The sequence below is a fragment of the Shewanella sp. NKUCC01_JLK genome, assembly GCF_019345615.1.
In the GTDB taxonomy this organism is placed as follows: Bacteria; Pseudomonadota; Gammaproteobacteria; order Enterobacterales; family Shewanellaceae; genus Shewanella; species Shewanella oncorhynchi.
Genome location: NZ_JAHKRD010000005.1, coordinates 45,205 through 63,393, shown reverse-complemented (window position 1 = coordinate 63,393; position 18,189 = coordinate 45,205). Strand labels below are relative to the sequence as shown.

Below are 18,189 nucleotides of genomic sequence, written 5' to 3'. Positions count from 1 at the left end.
GTCTGAATTACCCTTCAGGCTTAATTTTTAGAGCGATTACCGTCGCTGTAACAAGATACTGTTTACCGTAACGGTACTATGCAATAGGAGTTCCACATGGAGATGTTATCCGGCGCCAGCATGATAGTGCGTTCTTTGATCGATGAAGGCGTAAAGCACATTTTTGGCTATCCTGGCGGTTCAGTTTTAGATATCTACGACGCCCTGCACGTTATCCCCGGTATTGAACACATACTCGTTCGCCACGAACAAGCCGCCGTACACATGGCCGATGGCTACGCCCGTGCCACGGGTAAAGTGGGCGTGGTATTAGTCACCTCAGGTCCAGGCGCGACCAACGCGATTACCGGTATTGCCACCGCTTACATGGATTCTATTCCCCTTGTGGTGTTATCGGGTCAAGTCCCGAGCAATCTTATCGGAAACGATGCCTTCCAAGAATGCGACATGATAGGTATCTCTCGCCCTGTGGTGAAACACAGCTTTTTAGTCAAAGATCCGACTGAAATTCCTGAAATTATTAAAAAGGCTTTTTACATTGCCTCTACTGGCCGTCCCGGTCCTGTGGTTGTCGATCTGCCAAAAGATTGTTTAAACCCAGCTCTGCTGCACGAATATTGCTACCCAGAAAGCGTCAAAATGCGCTCGTACAATCCAACGACATCAGGCCATAAAGGTCAGATCCGCCGTGGTCTTCAAGCCCTGTTAGCCGCGAAAAAACCGGTACTTTATGTCGGTGGCGGCGCGATTATCTCAGGTTGTGATAAGCAAATCCTGCAATTGGCTGAGAGATTAAATATTCCCGTCGTCAGCACGCTGATGGGGCTTGGCGCTTTTCCAAGCACCCACAAAAACAGTTTAGGCATGCTTGGGATGCACGGTCGCTACGAAGCCAACATGACAATGCATAACTGCGATTTGATCTTCGGTATTGGTGTACGCTTCGACGATAGAACCACCAATAATGTGGAAAAATACTGCCCGAACGCGACCATTTTGCATATCGACATCGATCCCTCTTCTATTTCGAAAACCATCCACGTGGATATTCCTATCGTGGGGTCAGCCGACAGTATTTTAGACAGCATGTTGGCACTGTTAGATGAATCGAACGAACACAACGACAACGATGCCATTGCCACTTGGTGGAATGACATTGAACAATGGCGCAGTCGCGATTGTCTGGCCTATGACAAAAACAGTGGCCGCATCAAACCACAGCAAGTGATTGAAACCTTGTATAAGCTGACCAATGGCGATGCCTATGTCGCATCAGATGTTGGCCAGCACCAAATGTTTGCCGCCTTGTACTATCCGTTCGATAAGCCGCGCCGCTGGATCAACTCAGGTGGCCTAGGGACAATGGGATTCGGCCTGCCCGCAGCGATGGGCGTAAAAATGGCCATGCCTGATGCCACCGTTGTGTGTGTCACGGGTGATGGTTCCATCCAGATGAACATTCAAGAGCTTTCGACCGCGCTGCAATATGATACGCCGGTTAAAATTATCAACTTAAACAATCGTTTCCTTGGCATGGTAAAACAATGGCAGGACATGATTTACTCTGGCCGTCACTCACATTCCTATATGGATTCAGTGCCAAATTTTGCCAAAATTGCCGAGGCCTATGGCCATGTTGGCATGACGATCAGCGATCCCGCCGAACTTGAGTCAAAAATGGCTGAAGCGCTGGCGATGAAAGACAGACTGGTCTTTATCGACATCATGGTGGATGAAACTGAGCACGTGTACCCCATGTTGATTCGCGGTGGTGCGATGAATGAAATGTGGCTGACCAAGACGGAGAAATGCTAATGCGTCGAATTATATCTGTATTATTAGAAAACCAATCCGGCGCCCTGTCTCGTGTGGTCGGTTTATTTTCACAACGCGGTTATAACATTGAAAGTTTAACAGTGGCGCCAACGGACGATATCACCCTGTCGCGGCTTAATATCACAGTCGTTGCCGACGAAATGGTGTTAGAGCAGATAGAGAAGCAGCTACATAAGTTAATCGATGTGTTAAAAGTATCGAATATTACCGAGTCTGCTTATATTGAACGCGAACTCGCCCTTGTTAAGGTACGAGCCCAAGGTGAATTTAGGGAAGAAGTAAAACGTATGGCGGATATTTTCCGCGGTCAAATTGTCGATGTCACCGCCAATTTATACACCATCCAAATGGTGGGCACGTCAGATAAACTCGATGCCTTTATTCATGCGCTGGGGGAAGTCACCAAATTGGTCGAAGTCTCTCGCTCCGGCGTGGTGGGTTTGGCCCGCGGCGAAAAGGCCATGAAGGCCTAGCTTTCCCTCGGAAATCTCGCGGACATTTTCGCATAAGCACAAAAACATCAAGGGGAGCATAATGCTCCCCTTAGGTTTTAGGCGGTTATCACAGCGTCAATTATGACTGGCTGTCTAACAAGCGCGATGAGGTGATTTCAATTTTGCGTGGTTTCAATGCTTCAGGAATTTCACGCACTAAATCAACATTGAGTAAGCCATTTTCTAAACTTGCACCGAGCACAGTGACATAGTCTGCCAGCTGGAAAGTACGCTCAAAACCGCGTTCAGCTATGCCTTGATACAGGTATTTACGCTCGGTTTGGCTTTCGGCTTTATTGCCTTTCACCAGTAATTTTTCACCTTCACTGCTGATCTCAAGTTCATCCATAGAGAATCCGGCTACGGCCATCGTTATGCGATAACGATTTTCGCCGAGTAATTCGATGTTATATGGAGGATAACCTGAGTTGCCATTATTGGCGGCGGCATGTTCTGCCAATTGCGCTAAACGGTCAAAACCAATGGCACTGCGGTAAAGTGGTGTTAAATCATAAGTACGCATATTCATATCCTTGTCTTAAGCAATATGGAGAATTGGCGGACTGTTTTCAGGATGAAAACGTTTGTAGAGTCTGCCGAATTAAATCTTCTGTCCTTACGGCACAGAATTCACACTAGGACCCTCATCGAGCGATCCTGAAATAGATATAAGGACGGGAGAGAAAATTTCAAGCAAGAAAATTAAAAAAATGTGCAGAATTTTAAAAGAACAATAAAAACAAATGCTAATTCAACTTTAAAACGGTGAATCGAGACGTGATTGATATCGCGGCATTAGATTCATTGCGCACGGCAAGCAGTATTCGCTAAATTGTAGCCAATAAAAAAGGAGCCTAGGGCTCCTTTTTCAGTCTTAGCATCGAATTAACGAGTGCGTGGACACAGTTCTTCAGCGCTGAAGAAGTAAGCAATTTCACGAGCAGCGGATTCAACAGCATCAGAGCCGTGAGCCGCGTTTTCGTCAATGCTTTCAGCGAAATCAGCACGGATAGTACCAGGAGCCGCTTGAGCTGGGTTAGTTGCACCTAAAATTTCACGGTGAGCTAAAACAGCGTTTTCGCCTTCTAATACTTGGACCATGATAGGACCAGAAGTCATGAATGCAACCAGAGCACCGAAGAAGCCGCGTTCGCTATGCTCAGCATAGAAACCTTCAGCTTGTTCTTTAGTCAGGTGTAACATTTTTGATGCAACGATCTTAAGACCAGCAGTTTCAAAACGATTGTAGATAGCACCGATGTGGTTTTTTGCAACAGCATCAGGTTTGATAATAGAAAATGTGCGTTCGATCGCCATAACTAGCTTCCTTTGTCAGCAAGTTTAAAAAATTCGCGCGGATTATACGAAATTTAAAAGCTAAATCCTATCTTTATAGCAAATTAGTCTGAGATATTGCGCACATTCGCTTTATTCGTAATCAGTTTGATCACACAAAATACCCCGCTAGTAGGATAAATCCTTAGCAGGGTTCATTAACTCATTAAAAAATGGGATTATTTTCTATTTTTTGCCCAAATACCAGCCCATGCAATCAAAGCGACTAAAATGACTGCGGGTGCAAGATCTAACAAGTGATGGAATAAACCGACACCGCCATGACCTGGATGAGCCCAAGCCATTGAAGGGACAAGCATACATAACAATACAAGCAAAAGTTTCATGTGAACATCCTTGCAGTTGCGAGAATAAAGTTAAGCCATATAAATGCCTTAACCAATATACAACAAATTACGATATCCACTGAAAATGAACTTGACTGTGATCAAACTCTCGCCAAATATTCTCTGCGCCACTGCAAATACGTGAGGTAAATCACCTTAGTTAATCTTCTGAAGGACAAGATGCCTCACATAAAAAGCCGTACCACAACTGTGCTCACTACTTTTCATCAATCCAACACTGCTGAATTGCTTCCAGTATTTTTTCATTGCAATGCTTAGGATCATCAGCAAAATCATTCAAAGCTAACACCCACTCATACAGTTGGGTGAAATGCAGCTGAGTGGGATTCACCTCTGGGTGTGCTTCGAGTAATTCCAACGCAATATCTAACGAATCTATCCAAGTTAATGTCATCGTTTTCCCCTATTCGGTTCGCTTGAATGGATAAGCTAGTGCTTAACGCCGTTACCCATAAGGAGGTGAATCAAGTGTTGATATTCCGTAGTCAATACTCGACAACCGAGGCATTACCCCTGTGCTTGCGTCACCTTTTTTACTTTAATCGCATTTTTTTCAACAAAATCAATAATAGCACCCGCCACATCTTTCGTGGTGGCGCCTTCAATCCCCTCAAGCCCTGGTGAAGAGTTCACTTCCATGATCACAGGGCCATGGTTTGAGCGTAACAAATCAACCCCTGCCACATTTAATCCCATCGTCTTCGCCGCACGAATAGCTACAGAGCGCTCTTCAGGAGTCAGTTTGACTAAACTCGCCGTGCCACCACGGTGCAAATTAGAGCGAAACTCACCGGGCATAGCTTGACGTTTCATGGCGGCAATCACTTTATCACCGAGCACGAAACAGCGAATGTCTGCGCCGTTGGCTTCTTTGATATATTCCTGCACCATGATGTTGGCTTTAAGGCCCATAAAGGCTTCAATCACGCTCTCAGCCGCTTTGCGGGTCTCGGCTAATACCACGCCAATGCCTTGGGTGCCTTCGAGTAATTTAATCACCAGAGGCGCGCCACCCACCATATCAATTAAGTCAGGAATATCACTCGGTTTATTGGCAAAACCGGTAATAGGCAAACCAATACCGCGGCGTGACATCAACTGCATAGAACGCAATTTGTCCCGTGAGCGGGAAATTCCAACTGAATCATTTAAGGCATAGACGCCCATCATCTCAAATTGGCGCAACACCGCCGAACCATAAAAGGTAATCGACGCCCCAATACGGGGGATCACGGCATCAAATGCAGGTAACTCTCGCCCGCCAATGTGGATACTCGATTGCCGCATGTTGATATTCATATAACATTCAAGGGGATTGATTACGTGTACTTCATGACCACGTAATTGAGCCGCTTCAACGAGTCGCTTCGTTGAATATAACTCTGGCCCTTGCGATAAAATCGCTATTCTCATTTGGTCTCCGGCAACCATTAATTTTGAGCGCATAATACGCTTGCGCAAGGATAAATCAAACAACTAGAGGCATAGACAAGATTAGTTGCACAAATGCTCAACGCCAAAAGCAAAAAACCAGTCACGTGGACTGGTTTTAATCATTATCGAAGCAATATTAATTGCCTTCGCTAACCATGTTAACCGTGTATTTAGGGATCTCAATCACCATGTCAGTGTCGACCACTTTAGCCTGACAAGATAGACGGCTTTCGGGCTCGAGTCCCCATGCTTTGTCTAACATGTCATCTTCTAGCTCATCACTTGGCTCAAGATCATTAAAGCCTTCACGCACGATACAGTGACACGTCGTGCAAGCACAGGACTTTTCACAGGCATGCTCGATATTGATGCCATTACGCAGCGCAACATCGAGAATGGTCTCACCAACATTCGCCTCAAGCACAGCGCCATCAGGGCACAACTCGGCATGGGGAAGAAAGACTAATTGGGGCATTACATCACCTATATGTTGTCGATCGACTGGCCTTTGAATGCCACTCGAATAGAATTGTCCATACGTCTGGCAGCAAAATCTTGGGTTTGCTCATCCAGTTTTTCAATCGCGAGCTTAATCGCATCGGCATCATCGCCCGCGGCAACTTGCGCCACATTGGCCATAGTAGCATCGATCTGAGCACGCTCATCGGCATTCAGCAAATCGCCATCCTTCGCTAACGCGGCATGTAAAGACTCGAGTACCCTCGCCGCCTCCACTTGCTGCTCGGCCAGCATACGACGACCGATATCGTCTTTAGCATACTTCATCGAATCTTTCAGCATAGTGGCAATTTCAGTATCCGATAAACCAAAAGACGGCTTAACTTGAATACTAGACTGCACGCCGGTGGACTTCTCCATCGCGGTCACGCTAAGTAAACCATCGGCATCCACTTGGAAAGTCACACGAATATGCGCAGCGCCAGCGGCTAACGGCGGAATACCTTTTAAGGTAAAACGCGCCAGTGAGCGGCAATCGGCAACGAGCTCACGCTCGCCCTGCACCACATGGAATGCCATGGCCGTTTGACCATCTTTAAAGGTGGTAAATTCCTGCGCCCGTGCAACCGGAATCGTGGTATTACGCGATACCACTTTTTCCACTAAGCCGCCCATGGTCTCTATGCCTAATGACAAAGGGATCACATCGAGCAATAACAAATCCGATTCGGGTTTGTTACCCACTAAAATGTCGGCTTGAATGGCCGCACCAATGGCGACAACACGATCGGGATCGATAGATGTCAGCGGTGGTTTACCGAAGAAAGCTTCGACCTGTTCACGCACTAATGGCACGCGCGTTGAACCGCCAACCATCACAGTTTCAAGCACTTCATCCGTCGTCACGCCCGCATCACGCAGGGTACGGCGACAGCTGGCAATCGTCTTTTTCACCAATGCCGCAATCATGGCATCAAATTCAGCTTTAGTAACGATTTGCGTCAGTTCAGTACCATCGGCAAGGATCACTTTCGCTTCAGTTTCTGCTGCATCAGTTAAGGCTTCTTTAACTCGACGCGATTCAATCAGCAACTGACGACTTAATTGTGAGTCGATGTCGCTAAGCTGCCACACTTGCTGCATATGTGCTTGCAGTAAATGATCGAAATCATCGCCGCCAAGCGCTGAATCACCACCAGTGGCTAACACTTCAAATACACCACGATTCAAGCGCAAAATAGAAATATCAAAAGTGCCGCCACCTAAATCATAGATGGCAATCACGCCCTCTTGCTTAGAATCTAAGCCATAGGCAATCGCAGCAGCCGTCGGTTCATTCAACAAACGTAGCACTTTAACACCCAGCAAAGCTGCGGCATCTTTTGTGCCTTGGCGCTGAGCATCGTCGAAATACGCAGGCACAGTGATCACCACACCTTGCAGTTCGCCGCCTAAGGTTTTTTCAGCGCGGGCGATCAGCGGGCGTAAAATCTCCGCAGACACTTGCACGGGATTCACTTGGCCTTGGGGAGTCACAAATAAAGGTAAACCGTTTTCGCTTTCGGCAAACTCGTAGGGCAATAATTGCTCGCCAGCTTTAATATCCGCTAGGCTGCGGCCCATAAAACGCTTTACCGAAACGATCGTGTTTTGCGGATCCTGCGCCGAACTCAACGCCGCAAGTGCGCCGACTTCGACTGAATCTTGGGTATAACGCACGATAGAAGGTAATGAATGCTGTCCAAGTTCGTCCGGCAGGGTTGCCGTCTCTCCACTTCGAACGGCCGCCACCAAAGAATTGGTCGTACCTAAATCGATGCCAACGGCAAGTCTATGTTGGTGCGGCGCGGCACTTTGACCGGGCTCAGCTATCTGCAAAAGGGCCATATATATCCAACTTAATAATGCTAACTCAAGCGTACTTGAGCCAGCAAAGTAACATAAACACGGAAAATCAATCTAACAGAGCGTCTTCGACTCTGGTCAACTCGTCGTGTAATTTTGCCATAAATTTGAGTTTGCGAACTTGATCTGCCGCTAACAATGCATCTTCAGCCTGCTCACTGGTTAACAGTTGAGTCAATTGCTGAGTGAGTTGCGCGCGGTACTGCGCAAAAGATTGATATAGCTCGTCAATACTCGCTTGAGGATCGGCACTATCGCGTATATCTTCCAACGCCTCGCGCCATTCCATTTGCTGCATCAAGAAGCCAGTATCTTTCACTGTCGTGGTTTCATGGCTTAATTCAATACCACGCAGCGACAAGATATGCTCGGCGCGGCGAATGGGATCTTTTAAGGTTTGAAAACCATCATTGACTTGCGCCGTGCGCTGCACCGACAGCAATTTTTGCTGATCAGTATCATTGGCAAATTTATCGGGATGAACCGCCCATTGCAGTTCGCGATAGCGTTCTGCAAGTAAGGCGGTATCAATATCGAAGGCAGGGGAAAATTTAAACAGCTCGAAATAATTCATGCGTCAACTTTAGCGGTTAAACAGTGAAACTCTCACCACAACCACACTCACCTTTTGCGTTAGGATTATTAAATTGGAAGCCTTCATTCAGCCCTTCTTTAACAAAATCCAGCTCGATCCCTTGAAGATAGATAAGGCTCTTGGCATCTATGATGATTTTCACATCTTCGATATCAAACACTTCATCGTCATCATTTAAAGAATCAACGAACTCAAGTACATAAGCCATACCAGAACAGCCTGATGTTCTTAAGCCGAGACGCAGGCCTACACCTTTGCCTCGGTTGACTAAGAAAGATCTGACACGATCGGCTGCCGCTGGGGTCATTGTAATCGCCATCTTAACTCCAGATGTTACTTAGCTTGTTTCGATTTGTACTCGTCGATAGCAGCTTTAATGGCATCTTCAGCCAAAATTGAACAGTGGATCTTCACTGGTGGCAATGCCAATTCTTCAGCGATATCCGTGTTTTTGATCGCCGCAGCTTGTTCGATAGTCTTGCCTTTAACCCACTCAGTTACCAGTGAGCTAGACGCAATCGCGCTACCACAACCGTAGGTTTTGAACTTAGCGTCTTGAATGATGCCATCAGCACCAATTTTCAACTGAAGTTTCATCACGTCACCGCAAGCAGGCGCGCCTACCATACCGGTCACGACCGAAGGATCGTTTTTATCAAAAGAACCAACGTTACGTGGATTCTCATAATGATCTATCACTTTTTCACTGTAAGCCATGGTACTGCTCCAAAATTATCTATTGTAAAGGTCAGAATTAATGATGTGCCCACTGAACTTGGTTCAGGTCGATCCCATCTTTAAACATTTCCCACAAAGGAGACATTTCTCTTAATTTATCAATAGATTGAGTAATTACTTCGATAGCGTGATCGATTTCTTCTTCGGTTGTGAAACGGCCGATTGAGAAACGAATCGAGCTATGTGCCATTTCATCATTTAAGCCAAGTGCACGTAATACGTAACTAGGCTCTAGGCTGGCTGAGGTACAAGCCGAACCCGATGAAACCGCTAAATCTTTCAGTGCCATCATTAACGACTCGCCTTCAACATAGTTGAAGCTGACGTTGAGGCTACCGCTAACACGGTCAATCGCATCACCATTGATATAGGTTTCTTCAATGTGCTTGATGCCATTCCATAATTTGTCACGTAATGCACCGATACGCGCGTCATCAGAGGCCATTTCCGCTTTTGCGATTGCAGCAGCTTCACCTAAACCTACGATTTGATGCGTTGGTAACGTACCGCTGCGCATACCACGCTCATGACCGCCACCGTGCATTTGCGCTTCTAAGCGAATGCGAGGCTTACGGCGAACATATAAGGCGCCGATACCTTTAGGACCATACATTTTGTGACCAGAAATCGAGATCAAATCCACTTTAGTGGCTTGCACATCGATAGGCACTTTGCCTGCACTTTGCGCCGCATCCATGTGGAAAATAATGCCCTTTGAACGGCATAGCTCACCGATTGCATCGATATCGTGGATAACACCGATTTCGTTGTTCACGTGCATGATGCTGACAAGGATAGTGTCGTCACGCATCGCTGCTTCTAAACGTTCCATAGGAATGATGCCGTTAGCCGCAGGCTCTAAATAAGTCACTTCGAAACCTTCACGCTCTAATTGGCGACAAGTATCGAGAACCGCTTTATGTTCAGTCTTACTGGTGATGATGTGCTTGCCTTTCTTGTGATAGAAATGAGCAACACCTTTTATCGCTAAGTTGTTCGATTCCGTCGCGCCAGAGGTAAACACAATTTCGCGGTGATCGGCGTTAATTAACTCGGCAACTTGGTTGCGAGCAATATCCACCGCTTCTTCGGCTTGCCAGCCGTAGCGGTGTGAACGTGAGGCCGGATTACCAAAGATGCCGTCCATTGTCATGCATTGGAACATCTTTTCCGCGACTCTAGGATCAACAGGCGTGGTGGCGGCATAATCTAAATAGATAGGAAGCTTCATAACACACTCCGTACTGAGCAGTCTCTGGTAGAGGCTACATACAACGTACAAAAATTATTTTTATATATAACAAAGTGCCGCTATAAACTGACTCTTTGTTCCTTTTGCATAGTGTCTTGCTTAAGTGAGATAAATTGCACATCTCGCTTCTGCATCAAGCCGGCAAGACTGATACCATCTAAAAAATCGGAAATTTGTTTGCTTAAATCGCCCCAAAGTGAATGGGTTAAGCAGCGAGTTCCACTCTGACAATTGCCAAGTCCTTGGCAACGAGTCGCATCGACAGACTCGTCTACAGCATGGACAACCATGCCGACTGAAATATCATTGGCTTCTAGGCCTAAGCGATAACCACCGCCCGGTCCACGTACACTGGCCACTAAACCGTGTTTTCTTAGCTTAGCGAAGAGTTGTTCCAGATAGGAAAGCGAAATCCCTTGTCTTTCAGAGATATCCGCTAAGGGAACTGGTCCCGATGCTGAGTGGATTGCCACATCTAGCATAGCGGTTACTGCATAACGACCTTTTGATGTAAGTTTCATAACTACCATAGCTCCCGAAGAGGTATGCTTTATTTCAACATACCCGAGTAATTCAGTCAAGTATTAAAACCTACTAAAACACTCAAGTATTGAGTGTGCGCATAACCAATACCCTTTCATCTGGGTGGGGTATTTAACCTGTTTCCGGCTTAAGATTCAATGCTAGAGCGCCAATTAATCGACATCTAGCACGATATAAACGCAGGATAAAAGTGATCTCGGTACTATGGCGCGATCAAACTCTGGTTTGATCGCAATATGCGCCTTTACAACAGGATAAGCTAAAGTAAAACGCTAAACGAGACCCTTGTAAGGGTCAGCCCTTAAGCAAGTTAGACCGCTAAGTTGAACCATTTCTTGAAACTTAGATACTCGGATCAAACTCATCTAATGCACTATGGCGTTTTTCCGCTGCCGCTTTTTCTGCATCATTAAACTCGCCCATATCAAGCTCTGGCAGTTTTTCAGTGCAGACATTGCCACCCAGCCCTTGAATGGCTTGACACAACTCTTGAACTTTCGAGTCCATCAAATGCATGTGATCGAGCATCTGCCCTATTGCATTGGCCACCGGATCGGGATTATCCGGTGATACCGCGTACGCATCGAAGCCATATTTTTTTGCCATCGCGCTGCGGCGTTCAGTTTTCTCTTTCGATTGCGGTGACGGTGTAGCCACCACGCGCCCAGGAATCCCCACAACCGTGGTATCTTTGGGCACATCTTTCACCACAACAGAATTCGAACCCACACGCGCACCATCGTGCATGGTAATAGGACCGAGGATTTTTGCCCCTGCGCCCACCACCACGTTATTGGCTAACGTAGGGTGACGTTTCCCCGCCTGCCAGGTGGTTCCACCAAGCGTGACACCGTGATAAAGGGTGCAATCATCACCAATCTCAGCCGTTTCACCTATCACAACGCCCATACCGTGGTCGATAAAAAATCGATGACCTATGGTTGCCCCAGGATGGATTTCAACTCCTGTCAACCAACGGGAAAACGTCGATAAACAACGTGCCGTTAAGCGCCAATCGCGCTTCCATAGCTTATGGCTTATCCGATGCAACCAAATGGCATGCATGCCTGGATAGTTAACCAAGATCTCAAACGCGCTACGCGCCGCAGGATCACGGTGATATATAGATTCAATATCTTCTTTTAGCCTAGCTATCACGCCCATTGTTTATCCTTCGCGATTAGTGTTAATTATTAAGGTTTGGCTATTTTTCTTTAGAACCCGCCACTTTCTCAATTGACGTCAAAATACCCCTGAGGATATTCATTTCCTGACTCTCAATCCGTGCACGACTAAACAAGCGGCGAAGTTTCATCATCACTTGTCCAGGATGGTTCTTTATGATAAATCCAGTTGATAACAGTGTCGTTTCAAGGTGTGCGAAAAAACGTTCCTGATCGGCAGCCAAGGGATACTCAGTCAGCTCTTCTTCGGCAACGTCTTTTTGCGCGAGATGGGCAACGCGGGTTTCATAACAAATGATTTGTACGGCTTGCGCCAGATTAAGCGAGCTGTACTCTGGATTTGCAGGGATAGCCACATGATAAGTGCACTGTTGCAGCTCTTCATTGCTTAAACCATGGTTTTCACGGCCAAACACAATCGCAACAGGGCCTTTAAGTGCCTCGGTCGCTAATTTCACCCCAGCTTGTCTTGGCTCTAACATGGGCCAATCTAAAGTGCGACTGCGCGCGCTGGTTGCAATCACTAGACTGCAATCGGCAATCGCTTCAGCAAGTGAATCCACTTTCACAAGATGTTTCAGAATATCCGATGCACCCGCGGCTAATGCTATGGAATGACCATCGGGCTCAACCCGGGGTTCTGCAAGATACAGAGTAGACAGACCCATAGTCTTCATCGCTCTGGCAGTAGAACCAATATTGCCGGGGTGCGAAGTCCCCACTAAAACCACTCGAATATTACTTAGCATGAAACAACTTAATTTAATTCATAAAACGTTGGGGACGAATATTATCACAGCCATTGCCGAATGCTTATATGAAAATCGGTATTTGATATAACTATCAAATCGAGTATAATACCGCCCGCTATTTTAACGTTCTTTAACATCCAGGGGATTGCAATGCATCCGATGCTGACGATTGCTGTACGCGCTGCCCGCGCGGCCGGCCAAACTATTATGCGCGCCTATACTGAACTTGACCGTATCGAAGTCAGTTCAAAAGGTATCAACGATTTTGTTACCAGTGTAGACAAGGAAGCAGAAGCGACAATTACTTACCAAATTCGTAAATCTTACCCTGATCATACTATCGTGGGTGAAGAGAAAGGCGAAAACCGCGGTGAGAATAAAGACTATGTTTGGATAGTCGACCCTCTGGATGGCACTAACAACTTTGTTAGAGGCATTCCCCACTTCGCGGTTTCTATCGCTCTGCAATACAAAGGCAAGACTGAAGTTGCCGTTGTTTACGATCCTGTCCGTGAAGAACTCTTTACCGCCGTCCGTGGTAAAGGCGCCAAACTCAATGATTTCCGTCTGCGTGTTACCAACGTGAATGAATTAGCGCCTACTATGATTGGTACTGGCTTCCCATTCAAGGCGCGTCAACACACTGAAACTTACATGGCTATTTTCGGCGAAGTCTTCGGCCAATGTGCTGACTTACGTCGCGCAGGTTCTGCCGCATTAGATTTAGCCTATGTTGCCGCGGGTCGTTTGGACGGTTTCTTCGAAATCGGCTTAAAGCCATGGGATATCGCTGCTGGCGATCTGATTTGCCGCGAAGCGGGCGGTACAGTGACTGATTTTACTGGCAACCATAACTATTTGGTTTCGGGCAACATAGTTGCTGGCTCGCCTAAGGTGACCACAGAATTAGTGAAGATCATGCGTCCATTATTGAACGAAGGCTTAAAGCGTTAATCAAGATTAACACTTAGCTTTAAATAAACGCATAAAACAGATACAAAAAAGGCCAGTGGTAATCTCTTTAAGAGCACCCACTGGCTTTTTTGTTTATGTGGTTTTCATTCTAAAGCCTTAAGTATTCGAGTCATCAAGTCCTCAGTCACCACAATATCGTATTTAGAAATAGTATAGTAATTAAGCAATAGTCATTGGGAAGAAAGGAGTGTCCTGAAAACATCTGCACTGATTTCAGCCCAAATCGGCTAACAGGACGAACAGCTATTTATCCAGTTATCTACCCGCTAACGCTTGTGCTGGTGCAATTTGGCTCGCCTTCCAAGCGGGATACAAAGTCGCGATTAAACTCATCACAAACGCCATCACAATCACCAGTACTGCATCCGAAACATGTAACTCAGACGGTAAAAAATCGACAAAGTAAACATCGGCCGAGAGCAGTTGAATACCGAGTAACTGCTCAACTGAGCTCGCAATCGCACTTAAATTCAGCGCCACACTCACGCCGATAATGCCGCCAAGACCACAGCCAAGCAGACCGTTTAACGCGCCCTGCACCATGAAAATCCCCATCACAGCCAAACGACTCAAGCCCATGGTCATCAAAATCGCAATTTCGGACGCTTTATCCCGCACCGCCATGACTAAGGTGGAGACAATGTTAAAGCAGGCCACACCAATCACCAACACTAAAACTAAATACATCACAGTGCGAACTAACTGAATATCTTGATATAAATGCCCTTGGGTACGGGTCCAGTCACTGATATACACAGACTGCTTTTGCGCATAACCGAGTTCGCGCACTTTTACTGGTGCATCAAACACTTTATCGACGCTAATACGCACACCCGTTACACCGTTATTCATGTTCAAGATCTGCGCCGCGTATTGCAATGGAATATAAGCGGTTGTCAGTTCAAGCTCACCGCCCAGATGATAGGTGCCTGACACCACAAAACGATGGCTCTTCGCCGCACGTAAACTGCCTGCCGCGTCTGGATCGATATCCTGTACATATAAGGCCAGCGTATCACCCACCTCAAGCCCCAACTTAGTCAATAAACTCTCGCCAAGGACGATATGATTCTCATCTTGGCTCAGACTCTGCCAGCTTGCATCACTCATAAACTGTGACAAAGTTGAAACCTTCGTTTCTTCTTTCGGATCAATACCCACCACGGCTAAGCCTTGAAAACCACCTGGCTTCTGCACTAAACCTTGCATGCGGATAAAGGGGGCTACACCACGAATACCTTCAATTTGTAGCGCACCTTGCGCAACACTCTGCCAATTGACGATAGGTTCGTCCACCCCGACAATGTCCGCCTGTGGCACTACACCCAGTAATCTTTGCTCTAGCTCTCGCTCAAAACCATTCATTGCAGACAGAACTATGATCAATACCGCCACACCTAAAGCGATACCGGCAGTCGATGCAAAGGAAATAAAACTAATAAAACTGTTGGATTGGCGGGCGCGATAAAAACGCCAACCAATGGATAGGGCTAACGGTCCTTTCATACTTGGGTTTCCGCCGCTAATTGCAAGTAACCGTTTTTCATCATCAGTTGGCGGTCCATACGGGCAGCCAATTTATGATCATGGGTCACCACCACAAACGCCGTACCTAACTGATCGGCCAGCTCGCGGATCAACTCATAAACCGCATCGCCACTGTTAGCATCTAAATTACCCGTAGGTTCATCGGCCAGCACTAACTTAGGTTTATTAATCAACGCCCTTGCGATAGCGACACGCTGACGTTCGCCGCCCGATAGTTCGGCGGGAATGTGGGTCATGCGATGGCCTAGCCCTACCCGCTCCAATAAGACTTTGGCATCGCCGAGCGCTTGTTTACGATCTTTACCTTGAATAAATGCCGGCATAGCGACGTTTTCTAGCGCAGTGAATTCAGGCAATAAATGATGGAATTGATAGATAAAGCCGAGATCTTGATTGCGGATCTGCGCTTGACGCGCACTAGACACTTGGTATAAATCTTCGCCTAGCAACAAGACTTTGCCCGCGGTTGGCTCATCCAAAGTCCCCATAATATGCAGCAGCGTACTCTTACCTGAGCCTGAGCTGCCGACAATCGCCAACTGTTCGCCCTTAAACACCTGCAAATCGACATTAGACAACACTTGCGTGGTCACGGCGCCATCATGGTAACTCTTACTGACACTCTGCACTTGCAGTAACACGTCTTGCATTGAAGTTCTCTCTTAAACATGCTTTGGCATCAATTTATTTCATTAAATCAATGCATTAAATTATTTTCATCTTAGCAAACCATCACTCACGGATGAATACCCATGGGTGACGACTATTCGTAAAAGCTCACGAGTTTACTCGTATCTCAACGCAGTTGCAGGTTGCACTCTGGCCGCACGCAGCGCGGGATATAAGGTCGCCAACAAGGTGACCAATAGCGTGCCTATCACGATCACTGACAACTGCATCAACTCCAGTTTTACTGGTAAACTCTGTCCCGCACCTAAAATCGAAATGCCTAATGTCGTCATAATGCCATTCAGATTCAAAGTGATAAGTATACCTACCGCGAGCCCAAGCACTAAACCAAGTACTGCATTGAGCGAACCCTGCACCACAAAAATGCCCATCACGGCGGGCGTGGTTACGCCTTGGGTTTTTAGCACTGCCACATCCGTGGTTTTATCGACCACCATCATCACTAGCGCCGAAACAATATTGAATGCGGCCACGGCCACAATCAGGCTCAGCATCAGCGACATCATGTTCTTTTCCATTTTTACCGCACCAAACAAGTGACCATAGGTATCGCGCCAATCGCTGGTTGTTACCTTAATATCTTGTTTAGCGAGAACATCCTGCACTTTAGACGCTAAAGCGGGCGCGCTAAAGGGATCGGTTAAATAGAGTCTAAGCTGATCAATAGCCTCACTCGGTTGACGCATTAGACGCTTTGCATCTTGATAATGGATATATGCAACGCCAGCATCAACCTGAGAGCCCATTTCAAAAATGCCAGATACCAAGAACTTACGTTGACTCGGAACTGGGCCTAATGGGGAGTACACCACACCATCGCCACTCAATAATCGTACCGTATCACCGGGAGCGACTTTGAGTTGCCGTGCGAGCTCAGATCCTAAAATCACCTTGAAGTCGCCACTCGCCAACTGTTCAAATGCACCTGAGTAAGTATGCTGCGCAACGGAGGATAACTTTTGTGCTAATTCGGGAAACACCCCATAAACCTGCACAGCGCGAATATTCGACGCAGATTGCACCATGGCCTGCGTCGACACGCTCGGTGTAACGCCTAACACACCCGGTAAGGCTTTAAGCGCACTCGCCTGCTCAGTCCAATCGACTAACGGCGCTTCGCTATAAATAGTTAATTGCGGTACTGCACCTAAGATACGTTGCTTAAGTTGGCCTTCAAGGCCATTCATCACTGAACTGACAACGATCAGGGCTGCAACGCCTAAAAAAATGCCAGAAACGGCAAATAAGGTAATGAACGACGCGAACGCGTTCGCTTTTTTGGCCCGCCAATAACGGTAACCAATATAGAAAGGGAATCCTGGATTCATTGAAAGAGGGTTGCGTCCTGTGTGCTGAACTTGCTAAATCATGAAGATGGGCACGATAATAGGGGTATTGGTCCTATAAATAAAGAGGCAAGCCTTGTTCACTGACACCAATCCGTATTTTAGTGTGCCTCACCACTTTACCGCCTACCTAAGCCAATGGCCGAGTTCCCAGCCATTACCCTCAGAAATGGCACTGAGATCAATGCAATCATTAGGCATTCAACTGCTCAGCGAAGTCAAAACACTCGAAGCTAACTGCTTGCTACAGCTGCGCCATTTAGATAACGAGGCAAAAGTTGTCGTGGATTTTTTAAAGCTGCAATCCCGCAAAGTAGATCTAGTGCTGCAACATGTATTAGAAAAAGAAACCCAAGAGGGCGAAAAATGCTTTGGTAACCAATTTGGTGGCAGTGGCCTAAGATTACTCACCCCAACAGCCTTAGACATTGGCTCCCACTATAAAATTACTCTGTTTATTCACGACGAATTAGTTGCCATTCTCTGTTTTGGCAAAGTCATCGCCACTCAAGCACAAAAAATAGCACAAGCCGAAGGCGATATGAGTCGTAATGACAGAACAGAACAACATACTCAACCTGAACATCTACAATGGCAAACCGACTTTGAATTCAGTCAAATTCTTGAATCTGACGTGGAGCAATTAGTCAAAGCTAGCCTCAATGTGCAACAGAAACAACTCAAGTTACGCAAACTCGCCAGAGACGAGCGTCAATAGCCGCTGACTTTTCTCTG

At 46.6% G+C, this 18,189-nt stretch carries 21 protein-coding genes; 4 read left to right on the top strand and 17 right to left on the bottom strand.

Annotated features, from left to right (window positions below; all coding sequences use genetic code 11):
- Positions 1-96: 96 nt before the first annotated feature.
- Complete coding sequence (locus KO537_RS06955) at positions 97-1,815, top strand: acetolactate synthase 3 large subunit (RefSeq protein WP_006081845.1); 1,719 nt, start codon at positions 97-99, stop codon at positions 1,813-1,815.
- Entirely contained in the window at positions 1,815-2,309 is a 495-nt protein-coding gene (ilvN, locus tag KO537_RS06950) for an acetolactate synthase small subunit (protein ID WP_006081846.1), read from the top strand. The genes KO537_RS06955 and ilvN overlap by 1 nt, the downstream gene beginning before the upstream one ends.
- Positions 2,310-2,409: 100 nt before the next feature.
- Here the strand turns inward: ilvN and KO537_RS06945 are convergent, their stop codons facing one another.
- The 14 genes from KO537_RS06945 to trmJ all read right to left on the bottom strand — a co-directional run bounded on the left by KO537_RS06945 (position 2,410) and on the right by trmJ (position 12,892).
- The gene (locus KO537_RS06945; RefSeq protein WP_006081847.1) at positions 2,410-2,853 is read right to left on the bottom strand and encodes an Hsp20 family protein; all 444 of its coding nucleotides are present in this window, start codon (positions 2,851-2,853) and stop codon (positions 2,410-2,412) included.
- A gap of 362 nt (positions 2,854-3,215) precedes the next feature.
- Positions 3,216-3,647, bottom strand: coding sequence for a nucleoside-diphosphate kinase (gene ndk, locus KO537_RS06940; RefSeq protein WP_006081848.1), 432 nt, complete (start codon positions 3,645-3,647; stop codon positions 3,216-3,218).
- Between the two features lie 197 nt (positions 3,648-3,844).
- A complete protein-coding gene (locus KO537_RS06935) occupies positions 3,845-4,012 on the bottom strand; it encodes a hypothetical protein (RefSeq protein ID WP_006081849.1) in 168 nt (55 codons plus the stop codon).
- A 217-nt stretch (positions 4,013-4,229) separates the two neighbouring features.
- Positions 4,230-4,427: a Fe-S cluster assembly protein IscX gene (gene iscX, locus KO537_RS06930; protein ID WP_028759821.1), complete on the bottom strand. Its 198-nt coding sequence runs from the start codon at positions 4,425-4,427 to the stop codon at positions 4,230-4,232.
- 113 nt (positions 4,428-4,540) lie between these two features.
- Positions 4,541-5,446 (bottom strand): 30S ribosomal protein S6--L-glutamate ligase, encoded by a 906-nt coding sequence (gene rimK / locus KO537_RS06925; RefSeq protein WP_006081851.1) that lies wholly within the window; start codon positions 5,444-5,446, stop codon positions 4,541-4,543.
- 157 nt (positions 5,447-5,603) lie between these two features.
- Positions 5,604-5,942, bottom strand: coding sequence for an ISC system 2Fe-2S type ferredoxin (gene fdx / locus KO537_RS06920; protein WP_006081852.1), 339 nt, complete (start codon positions 5,940-5,942; stop codon positions 5,604-5,606).
- An 8-nt stretch (positions 5,943-5,950) separates the two neighbouring features.
- Entirely contained in the window at positions 5,951-7,813 is a 1,863-nt protein-coding gene (gene hscA, locus KO537_RS06915) for a Fe-S protein assembly chaperone HscA (protein WP_028759820.1), read from the bottom strand.
- Positions 7,814-7,880: 67 nt separating this feature from the next.
- A complete protein-coding gene (gene hscB, locus KO537_RS06910) occupies positions 7,881-8,405 on the bottom strand; it encodes a co-chaperone HscB (RefSeq protein WP_219234115.1) in 525 nt (174 codons plus the stop codon).
- A gap of 16 nt (positions 8,406-8,421) precedes the next feature.
- Positions 8,422-8,745: an iron-sulfur cluster assembly protein IscA gene (iscA, locus tag KO537_RS06905; RefSeq protein WP_006081855.1), complete on the bottom strand. Its 324-nt coding sequence runs from the start codon at positions 8,743-8,745 to the stop codon at positions 8,422-8,424.
- A gap of 14 nt (positions 8,746-8,759) precedes the next feature.
- Complete coding sequence (iscU, locus tag KO537_RS06900) at positions 8,760-9,143, bottom strand: Fe-S cluster assembly scaffold IscU (RefSeq protein WP_006081856.1); 384 nt, start codon at positions 9,141-9,143, stop codon at positions 8,760-8,762.
- 37 nt (positions 9,144-9,180) lie between these two features.
- On the bottom strand, positions 9,181-10,395 hold the full coding sequence (locus KO537_RS06895; protein ID WP_028759818.1) for an IscS subfamily cysteine desulfurase: 1,215 nt from the start codon (positions 10,393-10,395) through the stop codon (positions 9,181-9,183).
- Positions 10,396-10,475: 80 nt separating this feature from the next.
- The gene (gene iscR, locus KO537_RS06890; protein WP_006081858.1) at positions 10,476-10,937 is read right to left on the bottom strand and encodes a Fe-S cluster assembly transcriptional regulator IscR; all 462 of its coding nucleotides are present in this window, start codon (positions 10,935-10,937) and stop codon (positions 10,476-10,478) included.
- Between the two features lie 364 nt (positions 10,938-11,301).
- Positions 11,302-12,123, bottom strand: coding sequence for a serine O-acetyltransferase (cysE, locus tag KO537_RS06885; protein ID WP_028759817.1), 822 nt, complete (start codon positions 12,121-12,123; stop codon positions 11,302-11,304).
- Between the two features lie 40 nt (positions 12,124-12,163).
- Positions 12,164-12,892, bottom strand: a complete 729-nt coding sequence (gene trmJ / locus KO537_RS06880; protein ID WP_028759816.1) for a tRNA (cytosine(32)/uridine(32)-2'-O)-methyltransferase TrmJ — start codon at positions 12,890-12,892, stop codon at positions 12,164-12,166.
- A gap of 153 nt (positions 12,893-13,045) precedes the next feature.
- On the opposite strand from trmJ, the gene suhB reads away from it, so the two are divergent.
- Positions 13,046-13,849: an inositol-1-monophosphatase gene (suhB, locus tag KO537_RS06875; protein ID WP_028759815.1), complete on the top strand. Its 804-nt coding sequence runs from the start codon at positions 13,046-13,048 to the stop codon at positions 13,847-13,849.
- Between the two features lie 276 nt (positions 13,850-14,125).
- Here suhB and lolE read toward each other — a convergent pair whose 3' ends face one another.
- From lolE to KO537_RS06860, 3 genes are all read right to left on the bottom strand, one after another.
- Entirely contained in the window at positions 14,126-15,376 is a 1,251-nt protein-coding gene (gene lolE, locus KO537_RS06870; RefSeq protein WP_198572277.1) for a lipoprotein-releasing ABC transporter permease subunit LolE, read from the bottom strand.
- The gene (gene lolD / locus KO537_RS06865) at positions 15,373-16,068 is read right to left on the bottom strand and encodes a lipoprotein-releasing ABC transporter ATP-binding protein LolD (protein WP_198572278.1); all 696 of its coding nucleotides are present in this window, start codon (positions 16,066-16,068) and stop codon (positions 15,373-15,375) included. Before lolD ends, lolE begins: the two co-directional genes overlap by 4 nt.
- A gap of 135 nt (positions 16,069-16,203) precedes the next feature.
- Positions 16,204-17,436 carry a lipoprotein-releasing ABC transporter permease subunit gene (locus KO537_RS06860; protein WP_219234114.1) on the bottom strand — a complete coding sequence of 411 codons (1,233 nt, stop codon included), beginning with the start codon at positions 17,434-17,436 and terminating at the stop codon, positions 16,204-16,206.
- A gap of 94 nt (positions 17,437-17,530) precedes the next feature.
- Here KO537_RS06860 and KO537_RS06855 point away from each other — a divergent pair, with 94 nt between their 5' ends.
- A complete protein-coding gene (locus KO537_RS06855) occupies positions 17,531-18,172 on the top strand; it encodes a hypothetical protein (protein WP_212601065.1) in 642 nt (213 codons plus the stop codon).
- Positions 18,173-18,189: the final 17 nt, after the last annotated feature.